Genomic DNA, 23,446 nt, shown 5'->3' on the forward strand with positions numbered 1-23,446 from the left:
AATGGCTTTACATCTCTCTCAGCTGATTATTATCAATTTCTAAACAACCATTTGTTAGAAAAGTTCTCATATAAGGTAATAGCTTTTGGTCATAACCAAGCGCTTTAGCTGCTCCAATTTATATTTTCACTAGTATTCATATACTAAACCTCCCCTGTTAAAATTTTTAAGTTCATATGCATTACGTTAAGAGTTCCTTAAGAATAAAGATATTTATTGTAGAACCTGTTTTGTAGCATCACTTTTGTTTTGATTACAAAAATATGATGATTGGTATATAACGGTATACGTTAAAATCATAATTACGCGTGGTATACCATACGCTTTCGTGATATAATATATGATTATGGTATGCTAGATCTTTGAATGAAATACCCATAGACCCAATTGTAAAATATAGTGTGTGTTTTTATAAGTACAGAAAGAAAGCGAAATGAAAAAAATTGGCTGCTTGATGATTATTAATGAACAGAGGAGATGTGTTTGTGAATAAATTGGAAAAAACTAGTTGCGCTTTTTGTGGGTCACATTGTGGTCTAGAAATGGAGATCGAAAACAATCGGATAGTTAATGTGAGACCGGATCCGGACAATCCACGGACTAAGGGTTATTGCTGCCGAAAGGGAAGGAGTTCCAAATATTTTCAGAACAATACGGACCGCTTGAACTATCCGCTCAAACGAGTAGGTAAGGAATTTGTAAGGATCTCTTGGGAACAGGCATTTACTGAAATTGCGGAAAAGCTGTGCGAGATTTTGGACAAGTACGGGCCAAGGGCTGTGGGCAATGTGGGCGGCGCGGGAGCAGCAGTTCAAGGTGAAGGTCCCTATGTACAGACATTTATGAAGATGGTGGGGTCTCAATATTCTTTTAGCCCGACGGGTCTTGAGTTTATGGGACTTTTTTGGAACGTCGGCAAAATGATTGGGGATCAATCCCACTGGATTGAACCGGACGAACAACTCAATGAGGTCTTGGTCATGTGGGGGTGCAACTCATATGTCTCTCATCAGACTAACAATGCAAGGAGATTCACCCGCGAAATTTGTGAAGACCCCGACCGCATGTATATTGTGGTCGACCCTCGACTTTCCGAGACAGCGCGTATGGCCGACATGCATATTGCCTTGCGTCCCGGCACAGACGCTTTGCTGGTGCGTGCGATGATAACCCTTATCATACAGGAAGGATGGCAGCATCAGGAATATCTGGATAAGTGGGTCAGCGATTTCGACAAGGTAAAACCGTGGTTTACGAACTTCGACATCAAGGAAGCTTGCCGCGTTTGCGAGGTGCCGTACGAGCAAGTGCGAAAATTATGCAGGATTCTCACGACACGCAAATGGGGTGTGCATCAAGATCTCGGCATATTCATGGGCCGTCACAATACTATGAGTACAAGTCTGCTATTTAATCTGATATGTGTTTGCGGAGTCATGTTTGTCTCGGGAGGTTCTATTGCATGGGGGGGATTTGCGTCTGTTGGTAATCACACTGATGATCAGGATCCTAAAATTTGGAGGACATTGGCAACCGGGTTTGCTCCGGTTACAGGCATTTTCCCGACAGCAGTTTTACCGGCAGAGATTATGAACGACAATCCAAACCGAATTCGTGCGTTGCTGATGTCAACGACTAATCCGGTACGCTCCTTCCCTGACTCAACAGCTCAAGGAGAAGCATATTCCAAGCTTGATCTGTTGGTTTGCAGCGATATATGCATGACGGAGACAGCGAAATATGCACATTACGTTCTTCCCGCAATGTCTGCCTATGAGGCCTATGACTTTAGCGTTGTCCAGTGTACTTATCCGGAAATATATTGTATGTTGAAGCACCCTGTAGTTCAACCGGAGGGTGAGCGGATGGAGAGTGGGGAGATCTGGCTGAGGCTGGGCGATGCGATGGGATTTATTCCTACAATTCCAGATTCGCTGTACGAGACAGCGCGGAACAAGAGTCGCATGGAATACTTTGGAGAATTGATGGTGTATTTGCAGAATAACCCTGAATACATGCCTGCAGCGCCATTTATTATCGGGAAAACATTGGGCAAAGCCATGGGTTCTGCTCACAAAGCCATGTTTTGGGGAGCATTAATGCTTGCACCACAAAGGTTTCAGGAAGAAGTTCCTGGTGCTGGCTTTAAACCTGGGCCTGCAATGATGGATGACGTTTTCCAGGCTGTGTGCGACCATCCGGAAGGTGTGCTGGCTGCCGTAGAAGAACGCGAGAACAACTTCAAATATATAGTTAATGATGACAAAAAAATACATTTGTTTGTCGATGTTCTTGATGAATATATCAAGGACATCACACCTGAAAAAGAAGAGCAGGCGTTGATATTTCCGAAAGAGTATCCTCTTATCCTTAGCGCAGGCAGACATACGGACGGCGGACATAATGGCTTTATGCGCAATCCTGCTACCTATGAGTATCGTAATCCCTGTACGCTTGCCATCAATCCTGAAGATGGTAAAAAGCTGGGGTTGAAAGATGGGCAGATGACCAGAGTCACGACGGAAGCTGGTTCGGTGGAGATCGAAGCACAGTTTACCTACCAAACAAGAAAGGGCTACGTACTTATTCCGCATCAGTTCGGTTTTGACTTTAACGGAAAAAGGTACGGTGTGGGGGTCAACACGCTGACCAGCGTCAAACATATAGATAAACTGACAGGTAACCCTATTTTGAGATATGTGCCCTGTAGAGTGGAAGCAATATAAGATGGGAACGAAACATGTAGAAGAAATATGCTGAATCAATCGACAATTTGAGAATGATCTTCATAAAATACTTATATAATTAACAAAAATTAAATATGTATCTATATTTAAATGGTATCTTTTTTAATTTTTTCAATTACCATATTTATGCATGAATTGGTATTGATATTTATGGTTTTTAATAAAAATGTAATCATCATATAAGTATATTTCCAGAAAGTCTTGTATCAAATTACCATTTGACTTTCTGAAAATATTTTAATGCAACAGTAGTGATATGTATTATATTAAACTTCTATATGTAGCATATTAGTTTTTAACTTGTTATGTTAGTTGATACTATCTAAACCATGTTCAACAAGTTGAGTGGAAAAATGGATCATTTCATCTTTAGTCATTTCACACCCAGATAGAAGCCAGTTTCGCCATAAAGTCAAAATACTATAACTTAGATAAGCCGTAACCATGTTTTTATGTGAAGTATCAATATGTTTACCAGCAAAAAATTTTTCTGAACATTTTTCAGTTACAATATTTTGAACTTGTTCTGCAACAAAACGATAATTTTCACAACACAATAGTCTTTGATGAAGCGGTTGATCATCTGATAATAATTTTGAAAATGCCGTCATAAATTCTTGAATATCAATAGAATTTTCACCTGAAGCTCCTTGATTTAGTATATCTATCAGATCGTTTATGATCTCGTTCTGAAGTTCATACAGTATTTCATCTAAAGAATAATAGTGTAAATAGAATGTTTTTCGATTTATGCCAGATATAGTAGTTAAATCTTTAATCGTAATTTTGTTAAAATCCATTTCAATAATCATATTTTTAAAGGTATCCATTAGTAGTTTATGGGTGCGTTTATATCGTGCATCATTTTTGTTTATCATTAATTTTTCTCCTTTTATTTATATCTTGAAAGTTACGCCACATATGAGTTATATTTGGTAATTGATATGAAGGACCATAAATATTATAATTCAAATCACAAGATAAGCAACACGTGAGTAATATATTTCTTGGAATTTATAAATCAGGAGGAATTGAAAATGGTAAATTTAGTTATTGAAACAAAAAATGGTAAAGTCGAGGGTTTTGAAGCATATGGAATGTATAAATGGTTTGGAATTCCTTATGCTAAGCCACCAGTTGGAGAATTACGTTTTAAGCGTTCAGTTCCTTGCGATAATTGGGATGGTATAAAGCAGACAAGCACCTTTGGAAATAGACCATATCAGTTTGCCACTATGGGGGGGATTGGTAAAGATATGAAGTCAGTTCCGGAAAGTGAAGATTGTCTTTATATAAATGTATGGGCTTCTAAGCAGGCAAAGAAATCCCCTGTGTTCGTATGGATTTATGGTGGAGCAAATACAGTTGGTGAAGGCTCTGATCCACAATATTTTGGTGAATCATTTACTAAGGATGGTATTATTTATATAAATTTTAATTATCGTGTAGGGCCACTCGGATTTTATAATTTTTCTATGTATGATGATAGCTTTGATTCAAATTGTGCAGTATCAGACATGATCAATGCATTGAAATGGGTGAAGGAAAATATTGAAGCTTTTGGTGGTGACCCTGACAACATTACGATTGCAGGAGAATCAGCAGGTGGGACAGCAGTATATTCTATGCTTTCCGCTCCTAGTGCAAAAATTTTATTTAATAAAGCAATTGCACAAAGTGGTTTACCAGGAAATATATCCACACAAAAGAGTCAGGAACTTCAAATAGGATTGTTCCTTGAACAAATGAATATGAAAAGGGAAGAGATAAATAACCTAAAAAATATGCCAATAGAAAAAATGTATAGTTCATCTGAGTATGTTTGTCAAAAAAACTGTGTTTCATATCCGGGAATTTTGGTTCCAGGTCCAGTTATTGATGATTTAATCCCGATGAATCCATGGGAGGCAATGGAATCTGGAAGTGCGGATGGTGTAGATGTTGTTTTTGGTACATGCCATGATGAAGGAAGTTTATTTTATGAAGCGAAGATGTTTCCAACAAGCTGGAAGCAAGTTGAAAAAATGCTAGTGCTTAGTGAATGCTCGGAAAAGTTAGAAACTTTAATGAATTTATATTCTGGTAAAAGTGAAAAGCAGGCAATGATGGAGCTTGGTAGAGACAGAGCGTTCTGGGCAGATCATATTAAATGTGTAAATGCACAGTGTACTCATGGAAAGGCATATGAATACCGCTTTGATTTTACAACCGTGTTATTGAAAGTAAACGGATTCAATGCAATGCATAGTTCTGATATAGGGCCAGCATTGGATACCTATGTAGGAAATTTTAATGAGCAGACACCGAAGGAAAGAATTGATAGAATTCATAAATATATGCATGGTTCCTGGGTGAATTTTGCTAAGAATGGTGACCCAAATGGAACAATTCCTATACTATGGGAGCCTTATACAGATGAAAAAAGAACAACATTTATTTTTAATGATGAATGTTCTGTTGAATATAACCCGAGTTATGAAGCATTTGAAGTATGGAAAGATATTAAATTATATAATTAAGTAATTGATAAAAATCAGTATAAACGTTCTACGTATTCGACTATCCCTGTTTTGGTTATTTATGGAAATACTTTCATTTCAGTTGTTACATAATGCATAAATGAAAGTGAAGTTGTGCATTATGTTACATAAATTTAAATATTGGTTATTGAGTAATATATACTCTGAATTATATAATTTGAGCATATAAAAATAAGTACAAGTAAAAACTAATACTGCCTTCAATTCTTAATTTAAAAACAACAAATAAAACCAGCTATTAGCTCTACATCTTCTTTTGGATTTTCACTTCCAAGAGGAGCCTAGTTCTTTAACTAGTTGTATTTCTTGCGTCTTTCTTTTCTTGTTTGGATGGGGCTGCCACTGATTCTCTAATTTGGCGATGCTTACTGCTTGCTCATAAATAATCATATTTTTTTAGCGGGTATATAAGTATCGACTTTTTTATTAGTTTTTAATGTATTCGTTACAGATCTTGAAATAAAACCCCTATCATTGATAAGAATATCGCCCTCTTTTATAGCTTTACTTTTCAGTAAAATATCTCTACTAAGCTCCATATCATGCGGTTTTATTGAATTAAAAGCTATTTCTTCAATAATTCCTCCATCGTCCATTAGGCCTCTTAATGTTGCTAAAACTCCAATATTTTTTATCTTTAGCATAATAGTATCTATTTAGCTTTAGAATTTTCATTTCCAACAGGAGTAGAAGATTGTTATAGTGCGCTAAAGTGGGTATACGCAAACGCAAACAATCTAAGAATTGATGCTAATAGAATAACGGTTGTAGGTGATAGTGCTGGTGGAGCACCTGCTGCAGCAGTAACTCAAATGGCACGTGATAGAAAACATTTTCCTGTTTGTTTTCAAATGTTATGTTATCCAGTAACAGATAGCAGACAAATAACTAAATCAGTAGAAATGTTTATTGACACACCAATATGGAATTCACCTAGAAATGCAATGATATGGAATGTATATTTAAGAAATGGTGATAATGGAATATGCTTCACCAATGCAAGAAAATCATTTAAAAATCTTCCAAGAGTTTATGTAGAAGTAGCTGAATTTGATCCATTAAGAGATGAAGGAAAAAATTATGCAGATGCTTTAAAAGAAAATGGCATTGAAGTTGAATTTGTACAAACAAATAAGAATGTACTTTAATGAAACCTAAAATATATTATGTAATGGATACAATGTGTGGTTGGTGCTATTCCTTCAGCGATGTTGTTACAAAAATCTATGAAGAATTTAAAGATCAAGTAGATTTTACAATTGTTCCTGCAGGAATGTGGTTAAATGAAGATGTAAAAAAATGACACCTGGATTTAGTGATTTTATTAGAGAAAATAATGTTAGAATAACTCAACTTTCAGGGAAAGAATTTGGAGAAGATTACTATCTTATGCTTAAAGATAGTAATACAGTTTTAGATAGTCTTCCAGGTTCTAAGGCTATTAATGTTATTAATAACCTTGATACTCAAGCTAGCTTTAGCTATCTGAAAACGCTACAGAAAGAATTTTTTATTAATGGTAAAAATATGAATGATGTAGAGGTTTATTCTAAAATAGCTGAAGATTTCGGAATAGATAGTGATAGCTTCAAAAAAGAATTTTCTTCAAAGAAATTAATTGATCAGACTTTTAAGCAATTTAACTTTGCAAGTGAGTTAGATGTAAGCTCATATCCAAGTTTAATTTTGGTTAATAATGAAAAATCATCCTTAGTATCCGCTGGTTATTTACCTTTTGAGGAAGTTAAAATCCGTATTAAAAAAAGTATTTGATCATTGACCTAATAATTAAACTCAAATTCTATGGTTATTTTAAAAAAATGGCATAGAATTTGAGATCATAAGTAATCAGGGATTAATATACACATTAGTATAAAGGGGATAAAATTTTATGTTTGACGTGCATGTCCAACATAAAAATCTATAAATTTAATCTCTAAACCTTAAAAATCTCATCAACAGCCTTTTTATATCCACCTGCCTCTCTCAGTGATTTTCCAATTTTTTCACTGTTTCTTCTAAAATTATTGTCTGAAAAAATCTTAACTACTGACTGCTTCAATATCTCAGTGGTAACTTTATCTTTTTCAATAATAATACCTGCACCAAGTTCTGCTACTCTCTTTGCTACAAAAGGTTGATCTGCAAATTGAGGAATAAGAATCAATGGGACATCATAATACAACCCTTCATTTGTACTGTTCATACCACCGTGGGTGATAAACACATCTGCTTGTTTTAAAACCTCAAGTTGAGATATATAATTCTTAACAACAAAATTTGACGGAATAGATTTAAATGTATTAACATCTATATTTTTACCCACAGACATAATAATCTCTACATCCATATCACCAAAAGCCTTAAAGCAACTTTCATAAAACTCAATAGAATTATTAAATATTGTACCTAAAGCTATATAAATAACTTTTTTATCATTAGTTTCTAAAGAAAGGCTCATATTTTCCTTTCTATCTGCTATTGATGGTCCAATAAACTTATAACTTTCATCAAAGCTTTCACCACAAATTTGAAGATACTTAGATGTATATACAATATTAATAGTACCTGTGCCACCAACTGCAGTCGTTATACTAGGAAACGTTATATCATATTTTTCTTGTAAATTCTTAACAAAATTTATGTAAACTGAACTATTTAAAATAGGCTGTATTATAGGTCCTACTTGCCTAAATAAATCCGAAAAAATATTTGTATTTTCGTTAGTTGCAAAAGTAGTAATAGAACAAATTGTAGGTATTTTTAACACTCTCCCCAATTCATTACCTATAATAAAGACTGCATCATAAATAATATAATCGAATTTTTCCTTTGTAGTAACTACAATTTCAAGTATTTCTTCAAACATTTTTTCTAACCTAGCAAGGGTCTCCATTGGTTGCTTACTATCTTCAAAATTTGCTGAATTCTTAAGACCTTTGAATCTAGCTCCTGTCTTTTCTATTTTCCCTCTAAATTCCTCACCTGAAATATATGTAACCTGCTCTCCTCTATTCATTAATTCTTTGACTAAACCTATAGTAGGGTTAACGTGCCCTGTACCGAACATACTTATAAATAACGCATTTGACATTTTTCATCCATCCCTTTTGTTTTATATTAGTATCTTAAATCTCTGATAATTAGTTTTTGTTATATTGTTTCACTATATATGAAATTTTTCAGTACATCTAAACCTCAAATATTTTATTATCTTCTTTTGTTACTTAGTTTTCAAATTTTCCGTAATACTTTTCAGCCTGCCGTCCTCCTGTAACAAAAGTCTTATCACGGGTTGTTGTAAAATCAATTCGCTGTGATGAGTTATATTCAAGTCCAATTTCTTCTAATGACTGCATAAATCCACTCGCGAATTGCTCTGACTCAAAGCTTTGTAATAAATCAACTGTAATATATTCTCCTGCCGACAACATATTCAAAATGAGTCCTTTTGTACCACTACTGTATAAATGCATCGAATCAACGTATTTTTCTCATAATTATTCCTCTCTTTCAAAGTTATATGTAATATTTGTGCACGAAAGTCATATATCTCTTATCATAACCTTATATTAAATCCGTTACCTTGTGGATAAATTATCTATGGGATTGAATCTTTTCTTCAAGGCCTCTATTCTTCTCTCTACACTTTGATGCACAATTTCACTTTTCTCTGCAATATCGAAACCATGAACTGTCCCTATTGTCTTATGCAGTTCAACATGAATACCATTTTTCTGCAAGGCTTCAGCAAAGTTTATTCCTTCGTCCCGTAAACAGTCGAACTCTGAAACTTCAATATAGGAATCGGGCAAATTTTCTAAAGAAGTTGCCTCCATAGGAGATGCATATTCTCTATTGATATGTACTTCATCCTTTAGGTAAAGTTTCCACATTTTTTCATTAAGTTTGGAATTCCACATAGGAGTGTCTATATAATTTTTAATAGATTCAGTAATCTGTCTTGCATCTGTTACCGGATAAATGAGCATTTGAAAACAAATACTAGGAGCTTTTCTATCCCGAGCCATTAGATTCACAGCAGCAGCAAGCCCACCACCTGCGCTATCTCCGCCAATAGCTATTCTGTTTTTATCAATGCCAAGTACTTCTACATTTTTACAAACCCATTCAAATGCAGCATAGCAATCCTCAACCCCAAAAGGGAAAGCATATTTAGGTGCCAATCTGTAATCAACGAAAATCACTTTACAAGGTGTCTTTAAGGCATACTCACAAACTAATTTCTTATGATATGGTGCTGCTTTTAGGGCAAAAGCTCCTCCGTGTAAATAGATAAGACAAGGAGCATTCTTTTCAATTTCCTTTGGTTCATAAATTGTTAGCTCAATTGTTCCATTTTGATATCCTTTAATCTTCTTTTTTGTTGCACTCACACCCTCAGCAGGTTTTATTTTATTAACACTGCTATTTATAAGTGTATTTATAAGTGGCAGTAACAATGGATATAAAGGGAGTTTCGTATTTTCATATTTTTTAAAATCACTGTGGATGTTATATTTACTCATAAACGTTCTCCTATTCTTTGTCCTTTTCTTCGGAAACATTCTCCTCATCATTAGTAAAATGTTTTGCTAGATTTCCATTACCGTTTACAAAAAAATCCTCAACTCTGTTCCATGCATTTACATTTGTATCCACTGTTTTTTCCCATACCTCTTCAACTTTTTTTATAACATCACTCATAATAATTATCTCTTTTATCTAACATTTTTTTGTATTTATATTTATATAATAAGTTAGGCCTATTTCCAAGAAAAATAATAATACAATTATTAATAAGCAGTCCAGCCTCCATCGACAGCCAAAACTTGACCGTTAACAAATTTGGAATCGTCTGTTGCCAGGAACAGTGCAACTCCCGCTATTTCCTCCGGTTCACCCAGTCGGCAAATTGTACTCATACCAGTTCTACATATTGCTGCACCCCGCTGATTAACATTTCCCATAGATGCATTGATATTGGTTTTTATTGGACCTGGAGCTATGGCATTACATCGGATGCCTTCTTTTGCATATTGAAATCCTGTATTCTTGGTAAAGCCTACTACTGCATGTTTGGAGGCAGTATATGCGGCACCAGCTGTACTTCCACGAAGTCCCCCTACTGAAGCTATATTGATAATTACCCCAGTACCTTTAGTCAAAAATATTGGCAACACTTTTCTGGTAGCTCTCATCACTGAAGTAGTATTAACTGCAAATATTCTATCCCATAGTTCATCTGTAACATCCGCCGCGCCTGCCATATTGTCCATTATACCTGCATTATTGACTAGGATGTCAACTGTGCCATAAATTTTAACGGTAGTATCAATTAGGTTTTGTATGTCTTCTTCTTTGGTTACATTGGTTAATACTGCCAAAGCAGATCCACCATTTGCCTCAATCTCAGCTACAGTTGCTTTTGCACCTTCTAAATCAATATCAGATACCACCACTTTTGCTCCTTCCTGAGCATATAGAATGGCAATGGACCTTCCCATCCCCGAAGCAGCTCCTGTTACTATTGCAATTTTTTCTTTAAGTTTCATAATATTTACCCCTCACTTTATCTATAATATTTTTAGGTTTTTGTTTATCTAATAAATATATAATAGGTTAAAAATGTTCTGCAACGTTAATATTTTGTTAAAGTTATGTTAAAATGTAAATTCTTTATACGGATGTACATATTTCACTAAAGTTATGACTTTAGCTTTTATAATAAATGACCTGCCTTTTTACATAAATCATAAATCGCATCATAATTATGCTCAATCATTACATTTACTTTTGTACCTGTTTCCTTATATATTTTCTTATAAAAAAAATATGGAAGTACCCATCCAGCAAATGCAGGGATTGCCAAAATAACACACAGCAGAATCATTGATGTCAAATAAGCAAACACTGAACCAGCCATAAAAGCCGTTCCAATAATTCCTATTCCTAGTGATATTACCATTGCTTTACTTGTTTTCGTTCTTTCCAACTTTTCTATAGAGGTAAATGCTTCCTCACATTTTCGCTGTAAATCACATAACGCTGCACGATTCTTGATTTTACGGTCACGCTGCATTTTAATTGAAACCGAATTTACTGCGCTACTTGTATTTATTATGTTCCATCCTAACTCCGTATAACAATCACTACAAAGTTGCACAAGATTCTGATCTACATTGACATCAATATACTCATTCATTATAAATTTATTACGTGTTTTGTTTTCTGCCATTATTATTTTCTCCTTTCATTTTTCTGTTTCACTTCATATCTGTATATTAACCCTCAAATATTCCCGAACGTTAATATATTGTTAAAGTTTTGTTAAAATGATTATTTTCCCTTTTTTCAAGAAATTTTATAGTTATAACCATATAATAAGAATGAAAAGCTCTCACATTTCAAAATGTGAGAGCTTTTCCTATTATGCAAATATCTATCTTTAATTTTCTTTAAGTATTACGGTAAAATCTGTTCCTTTACCGCACTCGCTATCAACATTAATTTCCCCTTCTACTAAGTCTATAATACGTTTTGCTAAGGATAGCCCCAGTCCATTTCCAATTGACGAATGAGAAGTATCCCCTTGGTAAAACCTATCAAACACATGCTCAACGGTTTTCTTACTCATTCCGCATCCAGTATCACTTATTGATACAATTATTTTGCCTTTTCCCTTTCTAAGTTTTATTCTTACTGTTCCTTTAGATTCTGTGAACTTAATTGAATTTGTCAATAAATTATTCCATACCATTTCCATTAAATTCTCATCTGTCGTAATCATTACTTCATCTAATTCCACATCAAGCATAACATCCTTTTCTTCAAATTTTTCTTCTAATGCAAGAATGCTACATCGTAATTGCTCATCCAATGAATATGTATTTTTCTTAATGATTTCCTGATTATCCAATTTATTTAATTTAAGAACTGTAGTTACTAATGTAGAAAGTTTTTTAGATGCTACCAATATGGTATCTGTGTATTCCATCCGTTTATCTATTGGCAATGATTCTTTTAGCATAACCGAGGCATAATTTTGTATTACTGCAAGCGGAGTCTTAATCTCATGAGATATATTTGTTATAAAATCTCCTTTCAAAGTTTCTATGCTTGCGAGTTCCTCTATCATTTTATTAAAATCATCTATCAATATCTCTACTTCATCTTTCTTATCATCTTTACGTTGTGAGTGTACCCTGACGGTAAAATCTCCCTCTGCAACCTTTCTTGCAACTTTTCTTATTTCATGTATTGGCTTTGTAAAACTACTACGAATTAAAATTTTTATCCCAACATAAACAACCACTCCTATAAATAATACATAGGAACTACCTATAAGAACCATAAACCATGGATCTGCATTTTGCTGCATCTGTGCATTAAATATCAATACTGAACCAGAACAACACCACAAAACCACCGCAAAAACAATCAGATATTCTTTTACAAATGAACGTCTTGAATTAATCCTATTATCCTTTTGTTCTTCATATTGTACCTTCATTCCTTAATCACTACCTTATACCCAAGGCCTCGAACTGTGACAATTTCAACATTACTGCAATCTGAAATTTTATCTCTAATTTTTGTTATGGACACATCAACTGTCCGAGGTGTGCTTTCACTATCAAATCCCCAAAACTCATCCATCAACTGATTTCTTGTAAAAGTTCTCTTGGGATAGGATAACAATTTAAAAAGAATATTAAATTCACGTACAGTAAGTGCTACTTCAATTCCGTTCACATATGCAGACGTCTCATCTTCATTTAAAAGTAAAGAACCAACTTCCAACTTTCTCTCATTTGCAATGCTTGCACGTCTTAAAAGTGCCGACACTCGCAAAATCAATTCATCCATCTCAATGGGTTTTACCATATAATCATCTATTCCAATATGATACCCTTTTTTCTTAGAAGTAATATCATCTCTTGCCGTCATAAATAAAATCGGAATCGTTTTGTTATGCCTGCGAATTTCCTCTGCAAACTCAAATCCATCCATTTCTGGCATCATAATATCTGAAATAATAATGCTAACTGTTTCATCCATCATCTTATCAAATGCCTCCATAGCATTCTTACAACTGATGGCATGATAGCCATTGTCATTTAAATATAAACATACAATATAATTCAGTTTTTCATCATCCTCTAGAACTAAAATATTTATCATAACAAACCTCTTTTCTATTATTTCAGTCCAAATCGGCATTCTTTCTCTGCTTCTCGTTGTTTATGAATGTTGCTGCCGAACTACCTACCGGAATGTGTTTTTATCTCTGTGTGTTTATTATAATACCATAATTGCATCCAAGCAATTATTATCAAAAAAATCTCCGTACTCTCTATTTTAAGAGCACGGAGATTCTAATCCTGTTACAAATCTTTATTCTACTTATCCCAAGATAAAACGCCTGTTACTTCTGCCTTTTCATATCTGTCTATTTTATAATTCAGTCTATCTAACGTTTTTGCCATATTCGCCATTTTTTCCATAAGTTTTCTGCGTTCTTCTACTAAAAGTTCTTTTCTGGCTGTTACTGTCAAATCTCCTTGCTGTGTAAGTAGGCAATATTCAATAAGGGCTTCTATTGGCACTCCAGCCAAACGCATGCATTTTGCGAGTTCAATCCATTTACAGGATTCTTCTGTATAATCCCTGATACCACTTTTCGTACGGTTTACCTGTGGTATCAGTCCGATACGCTCATAATAACGCAATGTATCCTGAGAAAGGTCAAATCTTTTACTTACTTCGGTAATAGTCATCTTTGCTTTCCTCCAATCTCCTATTCTTAACTACTCAATTTTATGAATTGTATAATTGTCTAATTGCCAAATAGTTTAACAGCCTGTTTCATTTTATTGATAATATCCACACCAAATGGACAGTTTTTCATACATGCTCCACATTCTATGCACTCACTTGCGTGGTGCTCTAATAAGTCATAATGATTTTTTAATGTTTCAGGAACATTCTCTTGAATTAATGATAAATCTAAATATTTATTTACTAATGCAATATCTATCTTTTTTGAACAAGGGGCACAATGCCCACAATACATACAATGTCCGCTAAATGAACTTCTTGGCGCATTTGCAATAACTTCGCTATAATCCTTTTCTTTACTACTTGTAGTCACATAGGCCATTGCTGCAAGTATTTGAGAACTATTATCTACTCCCACCATTACGGAGGCAACTGCAGGTCTAGTTAAACAATAATGTAAACACTGTACCGGGGTCAGTGCTTTTTCAAAAGGCGATTCTTTTTCATTTAATAACACTCCGGCAGCATATCCTTTCATAACAGTTAAAGCAACACCGGCATTTTCACAAGTTTGGTATAGCTTATCGCGTTTTGGATCAATACCTTCATAAGTCCTGTCCTTAAAAGTATTTTTTTCAAATAGTATGTTTACATCTTCAGTGGCTGGTAACATATCATAAGCAGCATTGATACTAAATAAAATTACATCAACCATTCCCGTTTCCACTGCTCTAAAAGCAATATCTGTATTATGTGTTGATATTCCTATAGACTTAATTATCCCTTTTTCTTTTAATTCTTTTGCATATTTAATTATTTCTCCATTAAAAATGTTATCAAAATCCTTTTGATCATCAATATAATGAATCATCCCTACATCCACATAGTCCAGCTTCATTCTAGTTAAAAAATCTTCATATGCACTGACAACTTCATTTAAGTCCCTTGTACGTCTATATTGTCCTTTATCCCAGGTAGAACCTAGATGTCCTTCAATAACAAAACTGCTTCGAGGATATTTACTTAACGCTTTACCCACATTACTTCGGACCTCCGGATTTGAATTGTATATATCAAAAAAATTAACACCTTCATTTATTGCACAATCAATAATTGCTTCGCATCCGTCATAACCTTTTTTCTCAAATCCCTCACCGCCAATACCAATGGCACTTACTTTAATTCCTGTTCTTCCTAAAATTCGATATTCCATATCGTATACCCCCAAATAATTATTTATCTTATAAAATATGTATTACTTATTTCCCCACTTCCAAATCCTTATCGATTAAATTGCATGAAAGGTAGTCCATTTCCCACTCATATACCTGAATACATAAATAATCCCCTTAACAATCCAGTCAATAAACATAGCCACCCATGTGCCGAACATTCCTCATAATCCCCAGCACCGACACATCTTGATATAACCACAGTTAATCCAAGACCAATTGCCATACCTGGTAACACTTGAAACATTACAATGGTTCCTGACACCGAATTTGCTGCAATTGCTGCTGTACCAAAAGTAGCAACAAGACTGAGTACAATAATTCTTCCCAGATAAAACAAACCATTTTCCACTTCAAATGGAACACCAATACTTAAGATTTTTTTAATCATTGGCCAGTTAAATTTGTGTTTTAAACTTTTCTTTATATATATTGGATTCCTTTTGTTTAAAGCTAAGGTGATAATAATAACTGCAGCCGCAATACGTGTTATTAATATTGGTATAGTTCATACAGATCCAACGCCTTGTAATAGTTTATCATCTGGAGTGAACTCCAAGTCAAGCGGTTTTATAAAAAATTTTGAAAAGCCTGCCCTTTCGTCTTAACTCAAAGTTATTCACAATTACAAAGTTTTATAATCCCATATAAAGCAAAAAGAATGTACCCATTACAGATACACTCCCCTCTTACTTCGGCTTATATTTTAAATATATTTTCAATATCTGCATTTGCAAACCTCTACTGGCGAATCAAGATTTATAATGCTCAATGAGCCGTCTTTATTTATCCAATGCCTTTTTTGTTATTGGATCGCTTTCTTTTTCAGGCAGTAGATGAAAATTTACAAGTAGAGTGTCAACCCTTACTTGTATACGAGTTTTATTTCCGCAAATCGGATAAATTATCCACTTAAATTCACACATTTTCGTTCCTACTGTATTTGCCTTTATTATGAATATCAATTCGTCCAAGAAAGTATGTGATATATTTCTAAATGTAAGTATCCTTTGCTTTTGTGTTGTATACTCAAAACTGTTAACGAATAAAGTGCGTTTTCATACGTGGCTCATACTTTGGTGCGGGAACACCGTTTTTGCGTCCTGCTTCAATGTTTTTTAAGAGCCACGCCATATTTTCACCGAGTGTTCGCATGGTCTGTAATCCTTCCTCGTCCTTGCGCACATCATCAGGGGTGAAACCATGTACCTGGTTCCAATACTGAGAGGACACGATAGGCATATTGCAAATCGTGAAGTATTTATTCAGTTGGTCAAATGCTGCTGATGCACCACCTCGACGGCAGGATACAACAGATGCGCCGAGTTTTCCAGCCATACGGGGTTCACTACAAAAGAACAGGCGATTTAAAAAAGATGTGAGTTGTCCGGTCGCTCCTGCATAATATACGGGCGATCCAACTACAATCGCATCAATATCATCCAGTACAGTCAATACGCTATTGACTTGATCGTCAAACACACATTTGCCTGTTTGAACGCATTTCATGCAGGCAATACAACCTGCAATAGGTTTCTTACCCAAATACAAGATTTCGGCTTCAATATCGTGTTTATCAAGCGTATCTGCAATTTCCGAAAGCGCTGTGTAGGTACATCCATGCTCGTTTGGACTTCCATTGATAAGTAACACTTTTACAGTGCTCATAATAATACCTCCTAAAATTTCTTATTCCTTTATTTTGTTTTAATTAATCGTAACGCCCAGATTTCTGGCTTCTTCTAAAACAGACTTGCCTTTAATATCCCCGACAGCCATCACACCACCAGCGAGCACCTGACCGAGGTCGTTCCAGTTCAGGTGTTTCATCAAAGATTTGTAATAGTAGACAGTTTCCTCAAAGCCATAACCCTCAGCTGCCATAAGAAGAATTGCGTCCTTCTGTGGATTGCGATAGTTAGGATCGCATTCAGCAACCGCAAACAGGCGGTCAAAAGCAACCTTTAATTGACCGCTAATGCTCCAGTAATACAGCGGAGATGCAAGCACAACTATGTCAGCTTCTTTGTAGAACGGATAAATTTTATTCATGTCATCCGTCTGTACGCAAGGGCTTTCAGAATTTTTGCCACCGCTAAAGCAGCCTTTGCATCCATTAACGTTCATGCCATCCAAAAAAAATGTTGTAACGATATTGCCGGCTTCCTCTGCACCTTTTGTAAATGCCTGAATTAATGCGGAAGTGTTGCCCTTTGGTCTTGGGCTACCATTCAGAATAATAATTTTTTTAATCATATTTAAAATCTCCTTAAAATAAATCGGCCAGCGCCGCCGCTTTTTTTATACCATCAGTTTTATCAATATCGCCAGTATTGAGAACATTGAGAACCAGCACCTCGCCGACAGATTTCCATTTTAGCAAAGCCGCGATACGCTCGTAAGGAATTCGAACACCGTCCATTACAGATATATCATTTTCCTCACAACAGGTGATCAGAGCGCACTCCTTTCCAGCGATATTCTTACCGCCAACTACAAAGCAGAATAGCTTATCAATTGCAGCTTTTATCTGCGAAGGCATAGAATACCAGTAAACCGGCATGGTGAACACGATTGCGTCCGCTTCTTCAATTGCCGGAGCCATTTTGTTAAAGTCATCATCAAAGCTGCATGGCTTTCCAGTCTTGAAGCAAGTTTCGCAGGCGTGACAGCCTCCTAAGGTCATTCCAGCCGCATCAAAGCGGGTGATGGTGTGGCCTTTTGCCTCGGCAGCTTTAATAAAAGCCTCAGTCATTGCAAAGCTGTTTCCTGTTTTCCGGGGACTGCCGGTAATAATTACAATTCTTTTTCTCATGTTTTATCTCCTTTTTTGTTTTAATTGTTTAGAAAAAGTGGCTGGATGTTTCAACCTAATCACCTTGTCTCAAAATTACTTTTTGATTGTGTTGGAATTCTGGTTGTAAACCTTAGCTACGACCTTCCAGCCGTCCTCCATCTTCATCATCATCAAATAATCAGTGAAGTTGTGTCCGCCCCAGTTATCCTCGATAACCTGTACGATGGCTACGGTTTCCTCGATGGTGAGAACGTCAACACGATAAACATATTTCGGATCAGAACCTGCATTATCTAGGTTGTCGTAGAGATTTTGGATACCGCCGTGCTCCAGTCTGCCGTCCAGATAGCCAAACATTACTGCTTCGTCATAGAAATACGGTTTGCAGATTTCACTTTTACCCGTGGCAACAGCCTCGGCAAACTTTCTTGCTGCCTTTTCAACTGCTTCGTAATCGCTAATATTGTTTCTCATGATAAAAGACTCCTTTTTAATAATTTATTATAATAAGGATCATTGATCCAAGTTATCTGATTAGATGTTGTTGGCAATTTCATATCCACCCAAAACCGCCTGCATGATTTTTCCAACTTGTATGCCGTCGCCGGAATCACAAATCACGGCACCGTTGTCGGAAAGTTAGATTTGATTGACAACAATGTTTTTATCTACTACGATTATATTGCAAATAGGAAATCAATCAAGTACGCACATCTATGTGCGATACTAACAAAAGCGTTTAATACTTACCAAAAGGAGAGTGTAAAAGATGGGCATATCATGTATTGCAGATGCTGATCTTGAAAAAACAGGATTCAGCTATACATTGTCCCTTATCAACGGCAAATATAAAATGGTGATTCTCTATTGTCTCATGGAGTTCAAGGTAGTAAGGTTCAATGAGATGAAGAAGTACATCAATACAATTTCGTATAAAACTTTGAGTGTGATGCTGAAAGGATTGGAAGCAGATCACTTGATCCATCGGGAAGAGTATCCACAGATTCCTCCAAAGGTGGAATACAGCCTAACTGAGCGCGGCAAGTCGCTAATACCGATTCTAGACAGTATGTGTGAATGGGGTGACAATGTCAGATGTTGTAATGAAAAAATTTGATGCAAGAAATCTTATAGGTATATGTCCAATTTGTGGTGGTAATATTGTAGAGAGTTTTAAGGCATATAGCTTGAGCAATAAAAGGAATGTCTTAAACTAACGGGTGGAAGTCTATAGTTGGCAAAAGGCTAACTGGAAATCAATCAATACAACTTATTAAAAAAGGCACATCAAGGTCTCTGATACTTCAGAGTTTTCTTGACATGCCATTTATTATATATATTGTACACAAGGATAGCCTGTACCAAAACAACTAGAGCACGCCTGCTTTTGATGCAAGTGCGTTACAGTTAATCAACTAAATTATTAAAGACACATTCTAAATATATTTTCAATATCGTTCTGATTCAATGATTTAAATGCTGGAAGCACTCCACCCATACATGCTTTCTTTGCCATCACTGCAAAATTAGATTCATCGATACCGATTTGTGTAAATGTACTCTTTAAACCTAATTTAGTAAATAAGAAATCTTTTACAAGTTCAATGCTCTTCTTTGCAACCTCCATAGGTTCCATTCTATTATCAATTCCAAATACATTGATACCAAACTGATAGAATTTTGATACTGTTGTCTCATCTAATGTGTACTCCATCCAATGTGGTGTTAAAATAGCAAGACCTAAGCCATGAGTAATATCATAAATTGCAGATAGCTCATGTTCCATTGGATGACAACTCCATGCCTGACGTTTTCCACCATTGATGTATCCGTTAATTGCCCATGATGATGTCCACATCAGATTGGCACGTGCCTCATAATTATCTGGCTCTGCTAATGCAATAGGTGCATATTTAATAACAGTTTTCATGAGCCCTTCCATTACACAATCTAACATGTAGAGATCTTGATCCATGTTAAAATAAACTTCCATAATATGATTTAACATATCTGCTGCACCAGAAGCAGTCTGAAACTTGCTTACTGTGTAAGTATTAGTAGGATCAAGAAAAGAAACTTTTGGTTGCATTGGTGGGAAAATCATACCAATCTTGTCCTTTGTATCAGGATTGCTAATAACTCCGCCTGCATCCATTTCAGAGCCTGTAGCTGCAAGTGTTAGCACGGTAATAACAGGAAGACATTTTTCTACTGGTGTCTTGCCCAATAAAATATCCCAAGCATCTCCATCATAATAGGTAGCTGCTCCAATATATTTAGTACAGTCTAAAACAGACCCACCACCAACTGCTAAAAGCACATCTATTCCTTCTTTTTTACAGATGTCTGCACCAGCATTTACTGAGCTAACACGTGGATTAGGATCAATGCCATTTAACTCAAAAATCTCTAAACCAGCATTCTTAATTTCTGCTATAATTTTGTCATAAAGACCGTTTTTCTTAATTGAACCTCCTCCATATGTCAAAAGTACTTTTTTTCCATATTTATTTAATTCCTCACCAAGGTGTTCTAATTGATTTTCACCAAAATAGACTTTTGTTGGAATATCATATATAAAATTATTCATCGTAATTCTCATTTTTGATTATAATGTGTTCATTTTATTTATTTTAACTTTCCGTACACTTCATCTGTAACTGCTTCTAACCATTCATTAGAGGCATCTTCTGCGGGCACTTCCACTGCCAAGTGTGAAAAAGTACTGTCTTTTGCTGCTCCATGCCAATGTTTTACTTCAGCTGGAATGTTAACAACATCACCTGGATGTAACTCCTGCACCTCTTTTTCCCATTCTTGATACCATCCTCTTCCCTCTGTTACGAGAAGAATCTGACCACCTTTATGATGAATATGCCAATTATTACGGCATGCTGGTTCAAATGTTACATTTCCAATTGGTACACCAGTAGTCGTAAGCATATTTAAATATGCCTGGCCAATAAAATATTTGGAAAACTTCTCTGGAAGTGGCTCTCCTTTTGGAAAAATTGTATTGTTATTTAAATCCTTTTTATTACTCATATTATATAATCTCCTTTTACAATAAAATTTACAACATAATCATTCTACTACCTAGAGTTAACTTCAAGCCAAGTAATAGCTTCAGCTTTTATTTTGCTATCTGAGTAGCTGCATTATTTACGCAGCTAAGTGCATTAAGACTTCTCGGATAACCTATGAACGGTAGGCACTGTGAAATAATCTTAATTAAAAACTGCTTATCATTACCAATCTTCATATTGGCTACAGCATGACTTGTAAGTTGTGACTCACAACCACCCTGTGCGAATAAGAAACAGAAAGTAATCATTTCGCGCTGTTTGTAATCAAGGCCGCTACGTGTATAATAATCACCAAAGCAATTATCAGCTAACCAATGATTGATGTGTCGTGATTCCTGTGGTCCTGATTTATAGAATTCTTTCATTCCATCTCCAAAGATGTCAACTTGTGCCTGAACTCCTTTTTCTAAACGATTTTCAGTTGTAGTATTTGACTGTCCTTCAAGTGGTAACTTAATACCCCTTGCTGTTAGTACATCATTAATACCATGAAGAAATGGTAGTACCCTTCCAATTCCGAGGTAAGCTACGGCCTGATATACAATTTCTTTCACTTCTACTGGTATTACTCCAAAATTAAGTGCAGCAGGTACCATTGCCTTGAACTCATCGATACCTTGACATCCAATTAATGTCGCAATAATTGCCATCATTCTAGTATGATCGTCCAAATCATCCTGATTTACAACTTCATCAAATGTAAAGTTATCAAATCGCTCAACAAATTCTGGGTCTGTTTCTAATAACTTTGATGCATAGCCTGGAAACATCTTTTCATGATACTCTTTTGAAAAGTCTGTAATTGCCATTTTTAATTTCTCCTTTATTTTACTCCAAAAAGGATTACAAGTTCCTCGATCATAGGCAGCAATAATTTCTAAATTGTATATAAATCATAGTTACGAGTTCCAACTCCAATTTCTTCTGCATATTCTACTGTATGAATTCCATGTCTAGACTCCATTCTCTCAATCAGTGCTTTTCCATCAGGAGCTGCATATACTAGATCAACACATGCTTGATCTAGTGCTACTGGATCTAAAGAAGCAAGTATCCCAATGTCATCCATTTCTGGTTTTGCCGGATTAGAATCACAGTCACAATCTACAGATAAGTAATTCATAACATTGATATAAATAATGTTTTCTCCCACATAACTGGCAACAGCTTTTGCAGCTTCAGCCATGGACTCTAAAAAATCATCCTGAGGTGTATTCATTGAAAATCCAGTCTTTTCCTTACCTGCACTATGAATCAGACTCTTTCCCATAGAAGACGCAATTCCTATGGACATATTTTTAAGAACTCCACCAAATCCACCCATGGCATGACCTTTAAAATGTGCAAGGTTAATTACAAAATCATAATCTGCAAAATGTGAACCAACCATATCTTCTTTTAGATGTTTTCCTCCAACAACTGGGATACTCATAGAACCATCTGCATCCATGATGTCAACGGTCGCAATCTCTGTAAATCCATGTCTTTCTACAACATGACGATGAGCCTTTGTATCTCCACGTCCTCCACCATATGCAGTATTGCATTCTACAATTGTTCCATTAACTGACTGAACCAATGGTGCAATCAATTTTGGAGATAGGAAATAATGACCTCCAGGTTCACCACTTGATATTTTGACAGCTACTTTTCCTGTTGCATTGCGATCTAATGCTTCGTAAATAGCCATTAATCCTTCTGCACTGATATCTTTTGTCATATATACCGAAGCTTTAGTTTGGTTATTACTGTTTTTCTTTTTTAATAATAATTTCATATCATTCACTCCTCTTAAATAATTGTTCGCGTATAAAAATTAGCTACTATATTAATGTTAAAATTATCTTATAAAATTAGTAAATATAGCAGTTTCTCGTTCTGGCATTTCTACACCATTCTTAAGACCAACTTCCTTGCATTTTAAGAAAAATGCCATATTTCTTCCAAGAGTTCTCATAATCTGAAGTCCTTCTATATCCTGTTTTACTTGCTCCGGAGTTGCGCCATGAACCATATTCCAATATTGTGATGAAACAATTGGCATCTGCATTAATCCAAAATACTTATTCAATTGATCAAAGGTTGCAGTTGTTCCTGCTCTTCTTGCTGATATGACACATGCCGCAGGTTTTAAATAGAATGACTGTCTGCCACTATTAAGATCTGCATAAAATACTCTATCTAAAAATGATGTTATAGCACCACCTGCTGATGCCCAATGCACTGGTGATCCAAAAAGGAATAATTTTTATTGGTTCGTTTT

The 23,446-nt window shown here is 35.4% G+C and carries 28 protein-coding genes and 1 pseudogene; 6 read left to right on the forward strand and 23 right to left on the reverse strand.

The features are described 5' to 3' along the window. The first annotated feature begins 485 nt into the window (after positions 1–485). Positions 486–2,726 carry a molybdopterin-containing oxidoreductase family protein gene (locus tag KPL54_RS06030; RefSeq protein WP_216105731.1) on the forward strand — a complete coding sequence of 747 codons (2,241 nt, stop codon included), beginning with the start codon at positions 486–488 and terminating at the stop codon, positions 2,724–2,726. A gap of 329 nt (positions 2,727–3,055) precedes the next feature. On the opposite strand, the gene KPL54_RS06035 is transcribed toward KPL54_RS06030, so the two are convergent. Further along, positions 3,056–3,625: a TetR/AcrR family transcriptional regulator gene (locus tag KPL54_RS06035; RefSeq protein WP_216105732.1), complete on the reverse strand. Its 570-nt coding sequence runs from the start codon at positions 3,623–3,625 to the stop codon at positions 3,056–3,058. A 159-nt stretch (positions 3,626–3,784) separates the two neighbouring features. Here KPL54_RS06035 and KPL54_RS06040 point away from each other — a divergent pair, with 159 nt between their 5' ends. Then, a complete protein-coding gene (locus KPL54_RS06040) occupies positions 3,785–5,266 on the forward strand; it encodes a carboxylesterase/lipase family protein (protein WP_216105733.1) in 1,482 nt (493 codons plus the stop codon). A gap of 407 nt (positions 5,267–5,673) precedes the next feature. On the opposite strand, the gene KPL54_RS06045 is transcribed toward KPL54_RS06040, so the two are convergent. Continuing rightward, on the reverse strand, positions 5,674–5,931 hold the full coding sequence (locus tag KPL54_RS06045) for a hypothetical protein (RefSeq protein ID WP_216105734.1): 258 nt from the start codon (positions 5,929–5,931) through the stop codon (positions 5,674–5,676). Between the two features lie 6 nt (positions 5,932–5,937). Here KPL54_RS06045 and KPL54_RS06050 point away from each other — a divergent pair, with 6 nt between their 5' ends. The 3 genes from KPL54_RS06050 to KPL54_RS06060 are packed head-to-tail and all read left to right on the forward strand — an operon-like array spanning position 5,938 to position 7,060. Further along, positions 5,938–6,435: an alpha/beta hydrolase gene (locus KPL54_RS06050; protein ID WP_216105850.1), complete on the forward strand. Its 498-nt coding sequence runs from the start codon at positions 5,938–5,940 to the stop codon at positions 6,433–6,435. Then, positions 6,435–6,590, forward strand: a complete 156-nt coding sequence (locus tag KPL54_RS06055) for a hypothetical protein (RefSeq protein WP_216105735.1) — start codon at positions 6,435–6,437, stop codon at positions 6,588–6,590. Before KPL54_RS06050 ends, KPL54_RS06055 begins: the two co-directional genes overlap by 1 nt. Further along, positions 6,587–7,060 (forward strand): DsbA family protein, encoded by a 474-nt coding sequence (locus tag KPL54_RS06060; RefSeq protein ID WP_216105736.1) that lies wholly within the window; start codon positions 6,587–6,589, stop codon positions 7,058–7,060. Before KPL54_RS06055 ends, KPL54_RS06060 begins: the two co-directional genes overlap by 4 nt. A 163-nt stretch (positions 7,061–7,223) precedes the next feature. Here the strand turns inward: KPL54_RS06060 and KPL54_RS06065 are convergent, their stop codons facing one another. From KPL54_RS06065 to KPL54_RS06140, 16 genes are all read right to left on the reverse strand, one after another. Then, positions 7,224–8,381 (reverse strand): macrolide family glycosyltransferase, encoded by a 1,158-nt coding sequence (locus KPL54_RS06065; protein ID WP_216105737.1) that lies wholly within the window; start codon positions 8,379–8,381, stop codon positions 7,224–7,226. Positions 8,382–8,514: 133 nt separating this feature from the next. Continuing rightward, complete coding sequence (locus KPL54_RS06070; RefSeq protein WP_216105738.1) at positions 8,515–8,727, reverse strand: hypothetical protein; 213 nt, start codon at positions 8,725–8,727, stop codon at positions 8,515–8,517. A gap of 141 nt (positions 8,728–8,868) precedes the next feature. Then, positions 8,869–9,816 carry an alpha/beta hydrolase gene (locus tag KPL54_RS06075; protein ID WP_216105739.1) on the reverse strand — a complete coding sequence of 316 codons (948 nt, stop codon included), beginning with the start codon at positions 9,814–9,816 and terminating at the stop codon, positions 8,869–8,871. Positions 9,817–9,826: 10 nt separating this feature from the next. Beyond that, the gene (locus KPL54_RS06080; protein ID WP_216105740.1) at positions 9,827–9,994 is read right to left on the reverse strand and encodes a hypothetical protein; all 168 of its coding nucleotides are present in this window, start codon (positions 9,992–9,994) and stop codon (positions 9,827–9,829) included. A gap of 89 nt (positions 9,995–10,083) precedes the next feature. Continuing rightward, positions 10,084–10,842 (reverse strand): SDR family oxidoreductase, encoded by a 759-nt coding sequence (locus tag KPL54_RS06085; protein WP_216105741.1) that lies wholly within the window; start codon positions 10,840–10,842, stop codon positions 10,084–10,086. Between the two features lie 167 nt (positions 10,843–11,009). After that, positions 11,010–11,525, reverse strand: coding sequence for a hypothetical protein (locus tag KPL54_RS06090; RefSeq protein WP_216105742.1), 516 nt, complete (start codon positions 11,523–11,525; stop codon positions 11,010–11,012). Between the two features lie 210 nt (positions 11,526–11,735). Then, positions 11,736–12,800, reverse strand: coding sequence for a HAMP domain-containing sensor histidine kinase (locus tag KPL54_RS06095; protein ID WP_216102831.1), 1,065 nt, complete (start codon positions 12,798–12,800; stop codon positions 11,736–11,738). After that, entirely contained in the window at positions 12,797–13,471 is a 675-nt protein-coding gene (locus KPL54_RS06100; protein WP_216102832.1) for a response regulator transcription factor, read from the reverse strand. Before KPL54_RS06100 ends, KPL54_RS06095 begins: the two co-directional genes overlap by 4 nt. A gap of 218 nt (positions 13,472–13,689) precedes the next feature. Beyond that, the gene (locus tag KPL54_RS06105; RefSeq protein ID WP_216102833.1) at positions 13,690–14,067 is read right to left on the reverse strand and encodes a MerR family transcriptional regulator; all 378 of its coding nucleotides are present in this window, start codon (positions 14,065–14,067) and stop codon (positions 13,690–13,692) included. Positions 14,068–14,126: 59 nt separating this feature from the next. Beyond that, positions 14,127–15,281: an aldo/keto reductase gene (locus KPL54_RS06110; RefSeq protein WP_216105743.1), complete on the reverse strand. Its 1,155-nt coding sequence runs from the start codon at positions 15,279–15,281 to the stop codon at positions 14,127–14,129. A 107-nt stretch (positions 15,282–15,388) separates the two neighbouring features. Beyond that, positions 15,389–15,691, reverse strand: coding sequence for an MATE family efflux transporter (locus KPL54_RS06115; protein WP_216105744.1), 303 nt, complete (start codon positions 15,689–15,691; stop codon positions 15,389–15,391). A 391-nt stretch (positions 15,692–16,082) separates the two neighbouring features. Continuing rightward, positions 16,083–16,226, reverse strand: coding sequence for a cysteine-rich KTR domain-containing protein (locus KPL54_RS06120; protein WP_216102835.1), 144 nt, complete (start codon positions 16,224–16,226; stop codon positions 16,083–16,085). A gap of 112 nt (positions 16,227–16,338) precedes the next feature. Then, the gene (locus KPL54_RS06125) at positions 16,339–16,968 is read right to left on the reverse strand and encodes a flavodoxin family protein (protein WP_216102836.1); all 630 of its coding nucleotides are present in this window, start codon (positions 16,966–16,968) and stop codon (positions 16,339–16,341) included. A 39-nt stretch (positions 16,969–17,007) separates the two neighbouring features. Beyond that, positions 17,008–17,556, reverse strand: coding sequence for a flavodoxin family protein (locus KPL54_RS06130; protein WP_216105745.1), 549 nt, complete (start codon positions 17,554–17,556; stop codon positions 17,008–17,010). Between the two features lie 13 nt (positions 17,557–17,569). Continuing rightward, complete coding sequence (locus KPL54_RS06135; RefSeq protein WP_216102837.1) at positions 17,570–18,115, reverse strand: flavodoxin family protein; 546 nt, start codon at positions 18,113–18,115, stop codon at positions 17,570–17,572. A gap of 75 nt (positions 18,116–18,190) precedes the next feature. Next, the gene (locus KPL54_RS06140; protein ID WP_216102838.1) at positions 18,191–18,571 is read right to left on the reverse strand and encodes a nuclear transport factor 2 family protein; all 381 of its coding nucleotides are present in this window, start codon (positions 18,569–18,571) and stop codon (positions 18,191–18,193) included. A 295-nt stretch (positions 18,572–18,866) separates the two neighbouring features. On the opposite strand from KPL54_RS06140, the gene KPL54_RS06145 reads away from it, so the two are divergent. After that, entirely contained in the window at positions 18,867–19,214 is a 348-nt protein-coding gene (locus KPL54_RS06145) for a winged helix-turn-helix transcriptional regulator (protein WP_216105746.1), read from the forward strand. Between the two features lie 306 nt (positions 19,215–19,520). On the opposite strand, the gene KPL54_RS06150 is transcribed toward KPL54_RS06145, so the two are convergent. The 5 genes and pseudogenes from KPL54_RS06150 to KPL54_RS06170 form a co-directional block, all read right to left on the reverse strand. Further along, complete coding sequence (locus tag KPL54_RS06150) at positions 19,521–20,687, reverse strand: iron-containing alcohol dehydrogenase (protein WP_216105747.1); 1,167 nt, start codon at positions 20,685–20,687, stop codon at positions 19,521–19,523. Positions 20,688–20,725: 38 nt separating this feature from the next. Beyond that, on the reverse strand, positions 20,726–21,142 hold the full coding sequence (locus KPL54_RS06155; RefSeq protein WP_216102841.1) for a cupin domain-containing protein: 417 nt from the start codon (positions 21,140–21,142) through the stop codon (positions 20,726–20,728). Between the two features lie 88 nt (positions 21,143–21,230). Further along, positions 21,231–21,992: a carboxymuconolactone decarboxylase family protein gene (locus tag KPL54_RS06160; protein WP_216102842.1), complete on the reverse strand. Its 762-nt coding sequence runs from the start codon at positions 21,990–21,992 to the stop codon at positions 21,231–21,233. A 68-nt stretch (positions 21,993–22,060) separates the two neighbouring features. Next, positions 22,061–22,960: a DUF362 domain-containing protein gene (locus KPL54_RS06165; protein ID WP_216102843.1), complete on the reverse strand. Its 900-nt coding sequence runs from the start codon at positions 22,958–22,960 to the stop codon at positions 22,061–22,063. Positions 22,961–23,023: 63 nt separating this feature from the next. Further along, a pseudogene (locus KPL54_RS06170) lies at positions 23,024–23,425 on the reverse strand (flavodoxin family protein); the annotation flags it as partial. Positions 23,426–23,446 lie beyond the last annotated feature (21 nt).

Source organism: Clostridium estertheticum, from assembly GCF_018861295.1.
GTDB classification, from domain to species: Bacteria; Bacillota; Clostridia; order Clostridiales; family Clostridiaceae; genus Clostridium_AD; species Clostridium_AD estertheticum_D.